Genomic DNA, 15,886 nt, shown 5'->3' with positions numbered 1-15,886 from the left:
TGATCTCGCTTTTTTCATGGGAGTCGCAATACTCCCTTCTTATTTGAATTTTGGCACATCCCAACGCCGCCATTCGTCCTTGAACCAAGCATAGAACACCGGTGCCGCCACCACACCCACTGGCCCGAACACCCGCTCCATCAATAACATGACCAGCAGGATTTCCCAGGCTTTGGCCTTGATTTCACCACCAACAATGCGGGCATTGAAGAAGTATTCCAGTTTGTGAATTACGATCAAATAGGTCAGCGCTCCGATGGCCGCACCAAACGAATGATGCAAACTCAGCAGAAAGATGACTACGTTGGAGATCAAATTACCCACCACCGGCAACAAACCACACACAAACGTCACAACGATCATGGTCTTGGTAAATGGTAGATGGACGCCCATCAAAGGCAGCGCCACCGCCAGATACAGGCCGGTCAGCGTGGTATTCAGGACAGAGATTTTCACCTGTGCCGAGATAATACGGGCAAAAGCCAACCGTACCGCCGCCATCTGCGTCATCAACTGATTGGCCACCGGCCCCAGACGGGCATATTCAACGATATCGGCAAATGCGATCATAGCTCCCAGCAGCATCCCCAGCAAAGCATAGCCCAACACTTTCAGCGCACCCAACCCAATATTGCCAACCATGGCGGCGTGTTCCCGCAGCAGTCGGCCCACCTCACCCAACAGCTCACTACGCGGTGGCAAGAATTTGGCAATGAATGCAGGCAACCAGGCCCGGCTGGAATCAACCGCATCGGCCATTTCCTGCAACAGCTCCTCCAGCATGCCATGCGGCTTGAAGAAGAACATAGCACCCGTCACCACCGCTGTCAGCAACCCCACCACCAGAATGGCAATGGTCGACACAGCAATCCATTTGGCGCGACCGGATGAACCAAGACGACCAACCAAGGCTCGGGACAACGATTCCACCCACCAGAAAGTCAACAAACCGGTAAATAACGGGACGAGCATGCCACCGTACACCGCCAGCATGTAGATGAGCGCTGCAAAGGCAAACGCAGCAAATCGCAGATTGGGTGCCGTCCAACGGCCTGATGCAGTATTCATAAAATCCGAGGGAAATCTTGACGAACACGCATCATAAGTGTTTTGCCAGCCTCGTCAACCTAACTATCGATTGTTCAAGTTACATGGCTATTTGCATGCATGGTGATGCGCGTGTTGCCATTCAACCAGCTTCTGAACGATAATTCGCCCGTTCATGCAGGAGAGTGCAGCGCCGCCAAAGGCGTCGCTGCCGCCGAAGGCGCAAATTCACCCGGAATCGCTCAGGCAACAAGGACTGCATGATGCAGCAGACGCTGCCGTTCATAAATGTTATCCAACATGCAGAACGGTCTGGCCAGCAGATGCTGTGGCGCGCTAGCGTCCAATCACTCTGGAGAGAGTTGGCTGATTCAAAGCCATCCGCCGAAGGGGCTAACGGCTGTTTTCAGCCGGAAAATCTCAGGTACCAAGGACAGAGGGGTGAGTCTATGATGGGTAAAACCCCGTTTACGAACGAACCTGGACTCACTCAATGACCAACGCTCCGCAACGCACGCCCCTCTTCCAAAGCCACGTCGACTGTGGTGCCAAAATGGTCGATTTCGCTGGCTGGGAAATGCCTATCCATTATGGTTCACAGCTGAAAGAGCATGAAGCGGTACGTACTGACGCCGGCATGTTCGATGTTTCCCACATGACTGTGGTCGATGTAACAGGTAGTGGCGCAAAAACCTACCTGCAACGCCTGATTGCCAACGATGTCGCGAAGCTGGGCTTCGTCGGCAAGGCACTTTATTCCGGCATGTTGAATGAGCAAGGCGGTGTGATCGATGATCTGATCGTCTATCTGACTGCTTCGGGATATCGTGTGGTGGTCAATGCCGCCACGCGTGACAAGGATCTGGCCTGGATGGTCAAGCAAACTGCCGGTTTCGATGTCACACTGACTGAACGCCCCGAACTCGCCATGGTTGCCGTACAAGGCCCCAATGCCATTGCCAAGGCATGTGCAGCCTTTGCAGACAGGGCTGAGCTAATCCAGTCCCTGAAAATCTTCCAGGGTGTACCTGCAGGCGATTGGTTTATTGCCCGTACTGGTTACACCGGTGAAGATGGCCTGGAAATCATGGTGCCCGCAACTGAAGCCCCCGCTTTCTGGCAGGCATTGGTCCAAGCCGGCGTCGCCCCATGTGGCTTGGGGGCGCGCGACACCTTGCGCCTTGAAGCCGGCATGAACCTGTACGGCCATGAAATGGATGATACCGTTTCCCCATTACAGGCCGGGATGGGCTGGACCATTGCCTGGGAACCCACCGATCGTCAATTCATTGGCCGCGACATCATTGAAACCGAGCGGGCTGCCGGCATCAAAATGAAGCAGGTCGGACTGGTGCTGGAAGGCCGTGGTGTCATGCGTGACGGCATGAAAGTTGTGGTCGATGGCCTGGGCGAAGGCATCACCACCAGCGGCACCTTCTCTCCCACCATTAAAACCTCAATCGCCATGGCTCGCGTACCCGCAGGTACCGGCAGTACTGCCAAGGTGGACATCCGTGGCACGCTGGTAGAAGTCAAAGTTGTCAAGATGCCGTTCGTTCGCAACGGTAAAAAGGTTTACGAATAACAAGAGGCTGCCAGTCACACCAGCCGTACCGTGTAGCCTGGGCCCCCAATTTTAGCGTCGATGTAGGACGGAGACAGCCGCTTGGCCGTTGTCCGCCGTTATCCAAAGCCGGGCTGCGGTTTGTACCCGCCCTACAAACAAAAGGAAAGCATCATGAGCACGATCCCCGCCGAACTGAAGTATGTTGAATCCCACGAGTGGTTGCGCCAAGAAGCGGATGGTACCGTTACCGTCGGCATCACCCACCACGCTCAGGAACTGCTGGGCGATGTCGTATTTGTCGAATTGCCAAAAGTAGGTTCAGTGCTGGATAAGGATGGCCAGGCCGGCGTCGTGGAATCGGTCAAGGCCGCATCTGACGTGTACTGTCCGATTGCCGGTGAAGTCGTGGCTATCAACGAGGAACTCGAGGCCAGCCCTGAACTCGCCAATACCGATCCGTACAGTGACGGTTGGTTCTTCAAGATCAAACCGATGAATCTGGCTGACCTGGATGGCTGCATGAATGCGGCCGCCTATGCCAAGGAAATTGGTGCCTAAGGCAGTTTCGCAGTGGACATACAGCCCCGCGGGGCTGTTGTTTTTTCGGCCGGTGACGGCTGGCCGCGCGCATGTAAGGATACCCAGCGATGACGCACTCGCTTACCCAACTTGAACACCACGAAGAATTCATCGGTCGCCATATTGGCTCGGAAACCGCCGACCTCGATGCCATGCTGAAAGATATCGGCGCCAGTTCGCTGGACGATCTGGTCAGCCAGACTGTCCCTGCCGCCATTCGACTGCCGCATGAACTACCACTGGACGCACCACAAACCGAGTACGACGCCCTGGCCGCCCTGAAAGCAGTTGCCAGTAAAAACAAAGTCCAACGCTCGTTTATTGGCATGGGCTATTACGATGTGATCATCCCGAAGGTCATTCTGCGCAATGTGCTGGAGAACCCCGGCTGGTATACCGCGTACACCCCTTATCAAGCCGAGATCGCCCAAGGTCGCCTGGAAGCATTGCTGAATTATCAGCAAATGGTCATCGACCTGACCGGCATGGAACTGGCCAACGCCTCGTTGTTGGATGAAGCCACTGCCGCGGCGGAAGCCATGGCCATGGCTCGCCGTGTCGGCAAAGCCAAGAGCAATGCTTTCTTCGTTGATGTAGATTGCTTCCCACAGACCATTGACGTAGTCAAGACCCGCGCTGCGTTCTTTGGCTTTGAACTGGTGTTCGGCAAAGCGCAAGATGCCGCATTGCATGATGTCTTTGGCGCACTCTTGCAATACCCGAACCAGCAAGGTGAACTGGCCGACCTTCCAGCCATCGTTAGCGCGCTGAAAGCCAAAGGTGTGATCACCGCCGTAGCAACTGACCTGATGGCACTGTTGTTGCTCAAATCTCCCGGTGAAATAGGTGCAGATATTGCCCTTGGCTCAGCTCAGCGCTTTGGTGTTCCTATGGGTTTCGGTGGCCCGCATGCTGCCTTCTTTGCAACCAGGGACGAGCATAAACGTTCGGTACCGGGCCGTATCATCGGTGTATCGATCGACGCGCGGGGCAAAAAAGCGCTACGTATGGCGTTGCAAACACGTGAGCAGCATATCCGCCGAGAAAAGGCCAATTCCAACATTTGCACTTCGCAAGTGTTGCTGGCCAATATTGCATCGTTCTATGCTGTCTACCACGGTCCGCAAGGCCTGAAAAGGATTGCAACCCGCATTCACCGTCTGGCCGCCATTTTTGCCGAAGGCTTGAAACAAACCCACTTGGTGGTGCTGAACAACAGCTTCTTCGACACCATTCATATTGAGCTGGGTTCGCATGCTGGCGATGTCTACCAAGCCGCCTTGGCTGCGGGTTACAACCTGCGCCGCGTCAGCCCCACCGTGTTGGGCGTATCGTTTGACGAGAAATCCAGTCGTGCTGATGTGGAAGCCTTGTGGCAAGCCTTTGGTGCCAATGGCCATTCGGTCGATACTATTGATGGTCTGCTGGCAGATGGCAATGGCATTCCGGCAAGCCTAGGGCGCGAGTCGGCTTACCTGACGCATCCAGTATTCAATCGCTACCACACCGAACACGAGATGCTGCGCTATATCAAGCGCCTGGAAAACAAGGATCTGGCGCTGAATCATTCGATGATCAGCTTGGGTTCCTGCACCATGAAACTGAACGCGACCAGCGAGATGATCCCAGTCACCTGGTCCGAATTTGGCGACATTCACCCGTTTGCGCCGCTGGATCAAGCCCAGGGTTATCTGGAAATGATCAACGGCCTGGATGGCTATCTGCGCGCGATCACTGGCTTTGACGCCATCTGCATGCAACCTAACTCCGGCGCGCAGGGTGAGTATGCAGGCCTGGTTGCCATCCAGCGCTACCACGCATCACGCGGTGAAGGCCACCGTAATGTATGCCTGATCCCGAAGTCTGCCCATGGCACCAACCCAGCTACCGCACAAATGGCCAGCCTCGAAGTAGTAGTGGTGAACTGCGATGACAATGGCAATGTCGATGTCACCGATCTGAAAGCCAAGGCAGAGCTGCATTCCAAACACCTCAGCTGCCTGATGATCACTTACCCGTCTACCCATGGCGTATTTGAAGAAGCAATCAAGGAAATCTGCGAGATCGTGCATGGTCATGGCGGCCAGGTCTACATGGACGGTGCCAACCTAAATGCCCAGGTCGGTTTGACCCAACCGGCGCTGATTGGTGCCGATGTGTCACACATGAACCTGCACAAAACTTTCTGCATTCCACATGGCGGTGGCGGCCCCGGCATGGGCCCAATTGGCCTGAAGGCCCATCTGGCGCCTTTTGCCAGCAACCATGCCGTACAGCCGGTCGAAGGCCCTAATCAGGGACAGAGTGCCGTGTCTGCAGCGCCATTCGGCTCAGCCTCCATTTTGCCGATCTCTTACATGTACATTGCGATGATGGGCGCCAAAGGCCTGAAGATGGCCACCCAAGTTGCGTTGCTGAATGCCAATTACGTGGCTACCAAGCTGGCACCCTATTTCCCGGTGTTGTATACCGGCAGCAAGGGCCGTGTAGCGCACGAATGCATCATCGACATTCGCCCGATCAAGGCTGCATGCGGCATCAGTGAGGTGGATATCGCCAAGCGCCTGATGGACTACGGCTTCCATGCCCCGACCATGTCCTTCCCGGTGGCAGGTACCATCATGATTGAACCGACCGAATCGGAATCGAAGGCCGAGCTGGATCGTTTCATTGAGGCATTGATTGCCATCCGTCAGGAAATCAGCAAAGTGGAAGCTGGTGAATGGCCTGCTGATAGCAACCCGCTCAAGCATGCGCCACACACACAAAGCGATGTGATTGGCACCGATTGGGGCCGTCCATACAGTCAGGAAACTGCTGTATTCCCACTGGCCTGGGTGCGTGACAACAAGTTCTGGCCAAGTGTGAATCGTATCGATGATGTATATGGCGACCGCAACCTGTTCTGCGCATGCGTCCCGATGGACGAGTACGCCCAGTAAGCGCCTTGTTCTGCAGGTGTCGCTGCATTCCCGCGACACCTGACAATCTGCTTGACCCTTGTTATCGACCGCGCAGCGGTTGATAACAAGCGCATCAAAAACAGTGCATTGCAGCACCCGTCGTACAGCATGTCGCACCTGCCGTAACCAGTGAATTCACCATTGGCCGCCCAATTCAGGGTAAATCCCTGTGACAGCCGCCCTTGGCCTGTGTACTCTGCATCATAGAAGGCGGGCTACCTCACCCAACCTGCAGCCTTGCCGACAAGGCGCCCGTTGGCTATCGTCCAGCCCGCTCCAGCCTTATTTTGATTGGAGAACGTGCATGTCTGTGTTTCTGGTATTGACTGTCATCGGTGATGACAAACCTGGTCTGGTCGAACAGCTTTCCGTTACGATCAGTCGCCATCAAGGCAACTGGCTGGAATCGTCCATGTCACATCTGGCGGGTAAATTCGCCGGCATCCTCAAGGTCAGCATTCCCAGCAATCAGGCCGACGCACTGAAAGCAGCGCTTGGCAATCTGTCCCAGCTCAAGGTCATTGCAGAGACGTCGGTTGACGCCACACCCAAACAGTTCAATCGCAAATTGACACTGAATCTGGTAGGGAATGATCGCATCGGTATTGTCCGGGAAGTATCGCAAGTACTGGCCAAGCACACGGTGAATGTGGAAAAACTCACCACCTTTACCAGTAGTGCGCCAATGTCCGGCGATGTGTTGTTTCATGCCAAAGCCGAATTGGAAGCTGACGCCAGCCTGGATGCCCCTGCCCTGCAGCGCGAGCTTGAACAATTGTCCAATGACCTGATCGTTGATATTACGCTTGATGAAATCATCTCCGCCTGAAGACCTGAGCTATTCGCCATGTATTCAGCCTATCCGCGAATCACTGACGATTCGTGGGCTGCAACATCAATTCTGGCACTGGGGCGATCCGCATGCCCCGTTGCTGGTGATGCTTCATGGCTGGATGGATAGCGGCATTTCCTTTCAGTTCCTGGTAGATGCGCTGCAACCAGTGTGGCATGTTGTCGCCCCAGATTGGCGAGGTTTTGGCGGTAGCGACTGGAACCATGGCAGCTATTGGTTTCCGGATTATGTCGCCGACCTGGATGCAATGCTACAAGCCTTATCGCCAGACCGGCCTGTCATGCTGGTAGGCCACAGCATGGGGGGAATAGTTGCCTGCCTGTATGCCGGCCTGCGTCCGGATCGAGTCACAAAACTGGTTTCGCTTGAAGGTTTTGGCCTACCTGCCACCGAGCCACAACAGGCGGTGCAACGCATGCGCAACTGGCTGGATGAGCAACGTGATCTACCTACCTTCGGTGAGTATGCTGGCGATGTCATCGTCGCAAGGTTGATGCGTAACAATCCCCGGCTCAGTCGTGGCAAGGCCGAGTTTCTCGCTCGACATCTGACACAAGGCGCCGGTGAAGGCAATTTCACCTACCTTGCCGACCCCAGCCATAAAATGGTCAACCCGGTGCTTTATCGTCTGGAAGAAGCCAAGGCCATCTGGAGAGAAGTCACCGCCACGACATTATGGCTGGCCAGCGACAGCGACTGGCTGCCTAACTGGCTGAAGGAAACACCGGAACAGTTCCAGCAACGCATGGATTGCTTCCGTGATTTTCGGTATCAACAAATACCGGATAGCGGCCACATGTTGCATCAGGACCAGCCCCTTGCCGTTGCCCTGGCACTTGACACCTTTTTTACACACAGCTGACCACTCAACCTGCCCAGTATTGGCAGATACGACATATTACTGAAAGCCCCGCCATGGATATGACGCGACTGAAACCAGTATGCTGGCTGTCAATCGTCATCACGCTGGTCACGTTTGCTGCGCTGGGCACCATCAATGCTGGCACTCAGACCATTGCCGCGCCCGAAGGTATTGTGTCGCTTGAGCTATGTGCCTATGGTGATCGCTGTACCGCTATCCTAAACAGTTGGACGCCATTGCAAGTCCAATTGGCAATGCTGAGTCTGGGTTTGGATCATCTTTTCCTACTGGCCTACCCGACAGCACTGTTTACCGCGCTATACCTGCTCAGCCAGCCTCTGTCCCGTCCGTGGCAACGTGGTGCCCATGGCGCTGCTTGGCTAACTTGGCTGGCCGTTCCTACCGATGCCATCGAAAATTACTGCCTAATCCGCTTGTTACTTGATCCCGCCAACATAATCTACACTTGGCCAGCTACCCTGATCGCCACCATCAAATTTGCGACTGTTGGCTACGCGATACTTTGGCTGGTTGGCCTGACTATCAGACCGACCATCCTGTGGCTCCGTACCAAAGCAATCTGACCCATGCGTGATCAAGTCAATTGCTGATATCGCAACAGTCGCCGTTCCAATTTGCTGCATCTCAAGCAACAACCTCTTCATTTCAGTGTCAAATCACCTGTTTTTCATGGCACGGCAATTGCAATAGGTCATGCATCTCAAACACGAATGGGATGCATCATGAAAGCACTGATTGTGGGCGCAGATGTGCTGGGAAGAATTCCCGATGTATTGGCGGCACATGATATCGAGATCATTGGCCATGTGACCGGGCGAAATCGCTCGCAGCAGCGAAAAATAGGCAGTTTGCCGATTCAAGCTGAAATGGTGGTGCTATTCACCGACTTTTTGGGACACAACGTCATGCGCCGTTATCGCGACCTGGCCGAGGCAGGCAACATTCCTTTCATTGCCTGCAAGCGATCGGTCTGTGCACTGAAACAGGTATTGGAAAACCGTCAAACGATGTGAGGAGGATCCAATCCACCAGCTTCGTTGTTCAATACCTCCATCAGATTACTGGCAGGGAATCCCATTGCAGTGAATGGTCAGGGCGGGCTATAACGGACACTGTACCGACCTTGACCAATTCACCATGCCCTTGGATCCCTTGCTACGCTTTTTACACTTGACCAGCGTGACTGTCTGGGTGGGTGGTATGTTCTTCGCCTACCTCTGCCTTCGACCAGTCGCCGTCGAGCTATTTGAACCGCCACAACGATTACGTATGTGGCAGCAGGTTTTCGCACGGTTTTTCTACTGGGTCTGGATTGCTGTCATGCTGATTCCGATCAGCGGGCTCATCATGCTGGGCCGTGCCGGTTTCCTGGCCGCACCGTTGCACTGGTATCTAATGATGGGTAGTGGGCTGGTCATGATCGCCATTTTCATCCATGTGGTCACGGGCCCCTATCACATGCTGAAACGGGCAGTGGCGGTTGAAAACTGGCAAGCAGGTGGCACCGCACTGGGTCGTATCCGGCGTCTGGTTGGTTTGAACCTCTCACTTGGCATGGTGACAATCGCGTTGGCGACGCTGGGTCGACTGCTTACCTGATCGGCCTGGAGCACGCACAGAACACGATTTCAATCGCACCAAACCAAGCACCGGTTTGTTTCCAGCCGATCAAGCAGAATGGCGGACTATCTGGGCATCTTATAGACACGCTTAAACGCGACCCGATTCGCAAAAAACCTTCGTGCCAATGCCAGCAATCCAAGGCCAATCACGATACCAATGATCCAAGCGATGTAAATCAGTGATTCGGGAAGTTCCGCACTCCCGGAAAGACCAATAATTGCAACCAGCGACACAATGAGTAGCTTGAGACGCATAGGCGTCCCATATTCGATTTCCGCATTGCATCCCGGACAAACCTTTGCAGCATCAGGCACGCCAACATGACAGTGCGGGCACTTGAATGTCGCACCCATTTCCACCTTCCTCTACCAGCATGGAATATAAATTTGATTGGTGCCGAGCATTGCAGCCGCATCAATAACAATGTGCGCAATAATGAGAATTAATTTCAAACAGCCAAGCGCAACCCAAGAAAGGCCCACGAACCTATTCTAAACACACAGTGCAATACCAGATATTCATCATTCATTTTAGCACCACACAGGTGGGTGCGTGATCAAATCGCCCGCGCTATCATGATTTTCTGTCCGATATATCTACTCAATGCATCTGATGCTGGCATATCAGACAGTGCAGATTAAGCCACCTTCACGCTCACAAACAATATTCACTACTGGTTATGCATTTTACGGATTACCTCAAGACAACCACATCCAATCCAATTCAAACATTCACAAAACAGAATGTAAAGCAGATCGGACTCACATTAAAGCAAGCCATTGAAAAGCTTGATCATTGCATGTAATTTTCTGGAAAATTGAACATTCTACAATTTAAATATTCACAACAATAAAAACATCAGATATAACGATTAAATATCGGTCCATGAAACTGCACACACGACAAGGTGCTGTATGATTTCAATGAAATGAATTACACCTGATCATTATCATTTACACTAAACATCTGTACTGACCAGAAGCCGTTTGCAAAATTGCGAAGCACATTTAGCCAATTCTGCTTTTCTTGCCTACGACTCAACGACTGGGAGAATGCATTGCTTGATGCTTTTTTCACTATTGATGTCGAAATATGGTGCAATGGCTGGAACAATCTTCAGGAAAAGTTCCCATCAGCTTATCGCAAGTACATCCATGGCTCGACAGCGGCAGGAAATTACGGATTACCCTATCAACTTAAGGTATTGAACGACTACAACTTAGCCGGCGTGTTCTTTATTGAACCGCTCTTTTCTGCCTGTTTTGGCACTCAACCGTTGACGGAGATCGTCGGAATGGTTGAAGCAGCTCGCCAGGAGGTGCAGCTTCACCTTCATACCGAGTGGGTAGACGAGGCATGCTCTCCGCTGCTGCCCAACGTCATTGGAAAACGACAACATATGCGGTATTTCTCGCGAGAAGAGCAGGCACTGCTGATCAAAGTGGGAACAGACATGTTGCATGATGCGGGCGCCCACGGGGTCAATGCGTTTCGCGCAGGTAGCTTTGGAATGAATAGCGATACGCTTTTGGCTCTGGCTGACAATCGATTCAAGTTTGACACCAGCTACAATGCCTCACTGCTCGGCCCGGATAGCGGTGTGATGCCTGGGCAGCTGATGACTGAGCCAGCTCAATTTGGCAGTGTCCATGAATATCCAATCATGGTATTTAAAGATGGCATCAATTCGCTACGTCATGTTCAGCTCACAGCCTGTTCATTTGATGAAATTGAAGGCCTCATGTGGCAGGCGCTCGAACAACATCGGACTTCGTTTGTCATTCTATCTCATGGCTTTGAGCTATTGAATATGGCGAAGGATCGCGCTGACCCCATCGCAGTGAAACGCTTTCACAAACTGTGCGCTTTTCTCGACCGGAATCGTGACTGCTTTCGTACGGTCGGCTTCAAAAACCTCATTCCGCAGCATATCGAACATCAACCCGAGCCCCTTGCCTCACCCCTCTATCGCACGGGCCTCCGCATGATGCAACAAGCGTACCGAAGGGCATATCAATGAGTCGTTGGCAATTTCGAACGGTACCATTCAGTTTTCAGCTCAGTGATTTGACGCTATTCACCATATCGCTGCCCTTGCAAGTCCGGGCAGAGCGATTGATTGATGACACCCCTCCCGTGACCACCCCCAACCCGCCGATTGACGAATTGACCGAAGGAAGCCAGGGATTCCTCATTCGTGCCCTTCCCTTGGTTGAGCAGTTACCTGCACTCAGACGTGTTGGTGACTACATATGCTATGTTCGCCAACAATATGAACATTGTTATATCGATCTGAGTATTGGATTCGAACGATATCGATCCAAATTTTCTGCGAAAACGCGTTCGACGATTCAACGCAAATTGCGCAAATATGAACAGCACTGCAATGGGCCGATTGTGTGGAAGACGTTTCGCTCCCCTGAGGATATTGAACAGTTTCTACAACTGGCTCTGCCGCTATCCAAAGTGACTTATCAAGAACGGTTACTGAGTGCTGGCTTGCCCAATACACCTGCATTCCGTCAGCAAGCAGTAGGGTTGGCACAGGCTGATCAAGTACGAGCCTATCTGCTCTTTCATGGTGAAAGACCGGTATCGTATCTGTATTGCCCGGTCGATCACGGCGTCCTGAGCTATTCATATGTTGGTTACGACCCAGAATACATGAACCTTTCACCTGGCACAGTACTGCAATGGCTGGCGATTGAGCAGCTATTCGAGGAAAAACGCTTCCGCTATTTCGATTTTACGGAGGGTCAATCCGAGCACAAGCGTCTGTTTGCCACCAATCAGCAGCTTTGCGGAAATATATGCTTCATAAAATACTCACTGCGTAATCGCGCCATGATCTATTGCCACAGGATGGTGGACACACTATCCCGTTCACTGGGGAAAGCGATGGAGGATCTTGGCTTAAAGGCGCGTATCAAGCGTCTGATTCGCTTCACCCATTAGCGGAATGGTCACATGAAAGAATTGCTAAAATCGGTGGCTCGTGCCTTGTTAGGCGAGTATTCAATATATTACATCTTGACATACGAACATAAAGATAAATACGCATCACACTCACCATCCCCAGCTGGGTATACCGTTGCGTTGGTAGATGAGACGACAATTCGACAGTGCACCGACCCGTTGATGCAAGCCCAGGCCCACTATGCTGGCGATGGTTCCTTGGCCTACGCCTGCCTGCAAAATGGGCATATTGTCGGCCTATGTTTCTATTGGTTTGGCGCACGTTATCTCAGGCGCAACTTTTGGCCATTGAAAGAGAACGAAGTCAAATTAGTGCAAATTGTTACCGCCCAGGCCATGCGCGAAAAAAAAGTTGCCTACACCCTGCTCACTGCAACCCTTCCTTTGGTGCTGCAACATGGATTTGATCGCGCATATGCACGCGTATGGCATTCCAACAAACCGTCAATGCGTGCATTTTTCAATGCTGGCTGGACACGTCATGCACTGGTTATTGAAGTCAGGCCGTTTGGTCGAAAGCAGCCACTGAGATTTTGTTTTTTACAGGGAAGCACCCGGCTGACCTGGTTACTTCGGTTTTTGCCAGAGTAATGCTGCCAGACCGTCTGATCACCGGCTCATTCATCCAGTGATATTCCCGGAAGACTACCCACCCAAAGCCGCAGCTTTTAACCAGGTAAGCGCCAATCAGAACGTAGCAAATGCAGGACTGGCCGCTCAGAACCTGTTCAAGGCCTGTGATGAGCGGCCAGCCGCAGGGTGAAGCGCAGCGCAAAAACCGTCGTGTAGGTGTGATACATGAGGATGTTGAGCAGCACATGCACCCTGATCGTGGTCGCGCAATAAGACATTGAACAGGTTCTCAGACGCATTCCTGCCTGACAAAGCCTTTTCAATTGGCCGCTGGACGGAATTTCTTCAAGCGGTCAGCGGCATCACGCAAGGTGGCTTCATCTTTGGCAAAGCAGAATCGCAACAGCCTCTCGCCTGCAACACTTTGATGAAAGGCTGACCCTGGAACCGATGCCACGCCCGTTGTTTCCAATAAAGCCATGGCTGCGCTGCGGGCATCGGCATAACCAAACTCACTGATGTCAGCCAGCACATAGTAGGCCCCCTGAGGAATCACTGGCCGCATACCGGCCGTGACCAGTCCTTCGCACAGAACATCGCGCCGCAGCTGATAGTCATGCTTCAGTTGATACAGATAGTCCGTCGCCTGTTCCAAGCCTGCGGCCACACCACGTTGTAGCGGTGCTGGTGCACAAACATAGTACAGATCGTTGACCAGATTGATGGCCCTGGCCAACGCAGCAGGTGCCACCACATACCCCAACCGCCAGCCAGTGATGCTGAAGGTTTTGGAAAAGCCCGAGATCATCACGGTACGATCCCGCAGTCCAGGCAAGCTCGCTGGTGATATGTGCTGACGACCGTCGTAGGCAATGTATTCGTAGATTTCATCGGTAATGACCAGCAGATCATGCTTTGCTGCCACACGACTGATCAACTCGATATCAGCTTGTGACAACATCTGCCCACTGGGATTGGCTGGCGTACACAATACGATGGCCCGGGTATTGGGGCGGATGGCAGCTTCGATTACGGCTTCCTGCAAGGTAAAGGCCGGGGCATTCAACGTGACGAACTGTGGCTCATTACCAGTCAGCAAAATGGTGTTGAGGTGGTAACCATAATAGGGTTCAAACAGCAGTACCCCGTCCCCTGGATTCAACAAGGCTTGCAAGGTAGCGGCAAATGCCCCTGTTGCCCCTACGGTCACGACAATCTCAGCTGCCGGGTCAGCATGAATCCCATTATCCCGTGCCAGTTTGCGGGCAATGGCCACACGTAGCTCCGGTATGCCTTCCGATGCCGTATAGGTGGCCGCATTGGCTTCAATGGCCTGTATTGCCCCTTGCTTGACCGCCAGCGGTGCTGGCAGATCACCCAAGCCCTGCCCCAGGTTGATACCGCCCAAACGCTCGCAGGCACGGGTCATCGCGCGAATATCGGATTGTTGCAAGCGGGCAATGCGTTGTGCGGTGTGTAGTGTCATCATGCGCTCCCTATCTGTTCATACTGATTTCTCAAGTCTTGCGGGCCTTCAGCCCAACCTGGCCCCACATCCGTGTGTATGGCCTGCTGGTCATCGCGACCAGCCAGCAGTCCAAAGCGTTTCAGCTGCGCCCGCAGCACATTGCGTGATATACCCAGCAACCGGGCGGTACGGACCTGATTCTGGCCGCAGTGATGAAATGCCGTGTGTACCAGTACCCATTCGACACGTTGATACAATGCAGGCTCTTGGTTGCTGAACAAGCGACCGAAGACCGCAGCCAGGGCTGTAAAGTCAGCCTGATCGACATCCACCGGCGCAGTCGATACCAGATCTGCCAGTGCGACGGAAGGGCAACACGATGCCGATGCCCCAGCAAACTTCAAGTCTGCCACGTCGATCTGCTGGTTCGAGCAGACGATCAACGCAAAGTGGATCACATTCTCCAGCTCACGGATATTGCCAGGCCAGGTATAGCGCAGCAAGGCCTGCTCGGCAGCGGCGCCCAGCATAATCTGCGGCAATTGTAGGCGGGTGCGATAGACGCTGATGAAATGGTGTACCAACGGCAGGATATCGCCTGGCCTTTCTCTTAATGGCGGCAGTTCAATCGCTGCCACATTCAGGCGGTAATACAGGTCCTGTCGAAAATTCCCTGCGGCCACGGCTTTGTCCAGATCAACATTGGTGGCTGCTATCAGCCGCACATCGATCGATACTGGCTTGCGTGCCCCAATCCTTACCACCTGCCGCTCTTGCAGCACCCGCAACAGTTTCACTTGCATCGATAATGGCAAATCGCCAATTTCATCCAGAAACAGGGTGCCGCCGTTCGCAGCTTCAAACCACCCGGCGCGGGCTTGCGTTGCGCCGGTAAATGCGCCGCTCTCGTGGCCAAACAGTTCCGACTCAACCAATGTTTCGTTGAATGCACCACAGTTCACTGCAACAAATGGCCCCTTGCGGCCGCTCCGCTCATGAATATGCCGTGCCACCAATTCCTTACCGGTGCCAGTCTCACCAGTGATCAAGGCTGTGACGTCGGTCAGCGCAATCCGCTCAATCCGGCTCAGCAATGCAGCCGAGGTCGGGTCGTTGAACACCAATGCCTTTGCGCGAATGGAAAGGACTTGCGTATGGTGATCAGGAAAGGTCAACAATCTGTTGGCTGCGCCCCATTCGCCTGGAATGGATGCGCAATCAGCCACGGTGGGCTGTCCTTGCATGGCATGCTCCTGTACTTGGGCTGCAAGCCTGCTGTATCGATCAGCATGTGATTGCAGCATGGTTGGTACTGGATTATGGCCCGGCCATTAATAACCAATTAGAATTAAAA

General features: G+C 53.2%; 15 protein-coding genes and 2 riboswitches. Of the genes, 11 read left to right on the top strand and 4 right to left on the bottom strand.

The window, feature by feature from the left end; all coding sequences use genetic code 11:
- Positions 1-39: 39 nt before the first annotated feature.
- A complete protein-coding gene (locus tag FFS57_RS15085; protein ID WP_137938641.1) occupies positions 40-1,068 on the bottom strand; it encodes an AI-2E family transporter in 1,029 nt (342 codons plus the stop codon).
- A gap of 147 nt (positions 1,069-1,215) precedes the next feature.
- Positions 1,216-1,316: riboswitch (glycine riboswitch) on the top strand.
- A gap of 73 nt (positions 1,317-1,389) precedes the next feature.
- Positions 1,390-1,494: riboswitch (glycine riboswitch) on the top strand.
- Between the two features lie 46 nt (positions 1,495-1,540).
- Here FFS57_RS15085 and gcvT point away from each other — a divergent pair.
- The 8 genes from gcvT to FFS57_RS15045 all read left to right on the top strand — a co-directional run bounded on the left by gcvT (position 1,541) and on the right by FFS57_RS15045 (position 9,491).
- On the top strand, positions 1,541-2,632 hold the full coding sequence (gene gcvT, locus FFS57_RS15080; protein ID WP_137938640.1) for a glycine cleavage system aminomethyltransferase GcvT: 1,092 nt from the start codon (positions 1,541-1,543) through the stop codon (positions 2,630-2,632).
- Positions 2,633-2,785: 153 nt separating this feature from the next.
- The gene (gene gcvH / locus FFS57_RS15075) at positions 2,786-3,172 is read left to right on the top strand and encodes a glycine cleavage system protein GcvH (protein WP_137938639.1); all 387 of its coding nucleotides are present in this window, start codon (positions 2,786-2,788) and stop codon (positions 3,170-3,172) included.
- An 89-nt stretch (positions 3,173-3,261) separates the two neighbouring features.
- Positions 3,262-6,135 (top strand): aminomethyl-transferring glycine dehydrogenase, encoded by a 2,874-nt coding sequence (gcvP, locus tag FFS57_RS15070; protein WP_137938638.1) that lies wholly within the window; start codon positions 3,262-3,264, stop codon positions 6,133-6,135.
- Positions 6,136-6,460: 325 nt separating this feature from the next.
- A complete protein-coding gene (locus tag FFS57_RS15065; RefSeq protein WP_137938637.1) occupies positions 6,461-6,985 on the top strand; it encodes a glycine cleavage system transcriptional repressor in 525 nt (174 codons plus the stop codon).
- Positions 6,966-7,871 (top strand): alpha/beta fold hydrolase, encoded by a 906-nt coding sequence (locus FFS57_RS15060; protein ID WP_137938636.1) that lies wholly within the window; start codon positions 6,966-6,968, stop codon positions 7,869-7,871. Before FFS57_RS15065 ends, FFS57_RS15060 begins: the two co-directional genes overlap by 20 nt.
- Positions 7,872-7,924: 53 nt before the next feature.
- Positions 7,925-8,455 (top strand): hypothetical protein, encoded by a 531-nt coding sequence (locus FFS57_RS15055; RefSeq protein WP_137938635.1) that lies wholly within the window; start codon positions 7,925-7,927, stop codon positions 8,453-8,455.
- 159 nt (positions 8,456-8,614) lie between these two features.
- On the top strand, positions 8,615-8,905 hold the full coding sequence (locus FFS57_RS15050; RefSeq protein WP_171013975.1) for a DUF2325 domain-containing protein: 291 nt from the start codon (positions 8,615-8,617) through the stop codon (positions 8,903-8,905).
- 124 nt (positions 8,906-9,029) lie between these two features.
- A complete protein-coding gene (locus FFS57_RS15045; protein WP_137938633.1) occupies positions 9,030-9,491 on the top strand; it encodes a CopD family protein in 462 nt (153 codons plus the stop codon).
- An 86-nt stretch (positions 9,492-9,577) separates the two neighbouring features.
- Here FFS57_RS15045 and FFS57_RS15040 read toward each other — a convergent pair whose 3' ends face one another.
- Positions 9,578-9,868, bottom strand: coding sequence for a hypothetical protein (locus FFS57_RS15040; protein ID WP_137938632.1), 291 nt, complete (start codon positions 9,866-9,868; stop codon positions 9,578-9,580).
- A gap of 704 nt (positions 9,869-10,572) precedes the next feature.
- Here FFS57_RS15040 and FFS57_RS15035 point away from each other — a divergent pair.
- The 3 genes from FFS57_RS15035 to FFS57_RS15025 are packed head-to-tail and all read left to right on the top strand — an operon-like array spanning position 10,573 to position 13,082.
- Positions 10,573-11,535, top strand: a complete 963-nt coding sequence (locus tag FFS57_RS15035; protein WP_137938631.1) for a polysaccharide deacetylase family protein — start codon at positions 10,573-10,575, stop codon at positions 11,533-11,535.
- Complete coding sequence (locus FFS57_RS15030; RefSeq protein ID WP_137938630.1) at positions 11,532-12,470, top strand: GNAT family N-acetyltransferase; 939 nt, start codon at positions 11,532-11,534, stop codon at positions 12,468-12,470. Before FFS57_RS15035 ends, FFS57_RS15030 begins: the two co-directional genes overlap by 4 nt.
- A 12-nt stretch (positions 12,471-12,482) precedes the next feature.
- Positions 12,483-13,082 (top strand): GNAT family N-acetyltransferase, encoded by a 600-nt coding sequence (locus FFS57_RS15025; RefSeq protein ID WP_137938629.1) that lies wholly within the window; start codon positions 12,483-12,485, stop codon positions 13,080-13,082.
- 301 nt (positions 13,083-13,383) lie between these two features.
- Here FFS57_RS15025 and FFS57_RS15020 read toward each other — a convergent pair whose 3' ends face one another.
- Both FFS57_RS15020 and FFS57_RS15015 read right to left on the bottom strand, forming a co-directional pair.
- On the bottom strand, positions 13,384-14,553 hold the full coding sequence (locus FFS57_RS15020; RefSeq protein ID WP_349306742.1) for a pyridoxal phosphate-dependent aminotransferase: 1,170 nt from the start codon (positions 14,551-14,553) through the stop codon (positions 13,384-13,386).
- On the bottom strand, positions 14,550-15,776 hold the full coding sequence (locus tag FFS57_RS15015) for a sigma-54 interaction domain-containing protein (RefSeq protein WP_137938628.1): 1,227 nt from the start codon (positions 15,774-15,776) through the stop codon (positions 14,550-14,552). Before FFS57_RS15015 ends, FFS57_RS15020 begins: the two co-directional genes overlap by 4 nt.
- Between the last annotated feature and the right edge of the window lie 110 nt (positions 15,777-15,886).

Origin of the sequence: Chitinivorax sp. B (assembly GCF_005503445.1) — a bacterium.
In the GTDB taxonomy this organism is placed as follows: Bacteria; Pseudomonadota; Gammaproteobacteria; order Burkholderiales; family SCOH01; genus Chitinivorax.
The sequence above is the reverse complement of the archived record's forward strand: the minus strand, read 5'-3'. Positions and strand labels throughout refer to the sequence as shown.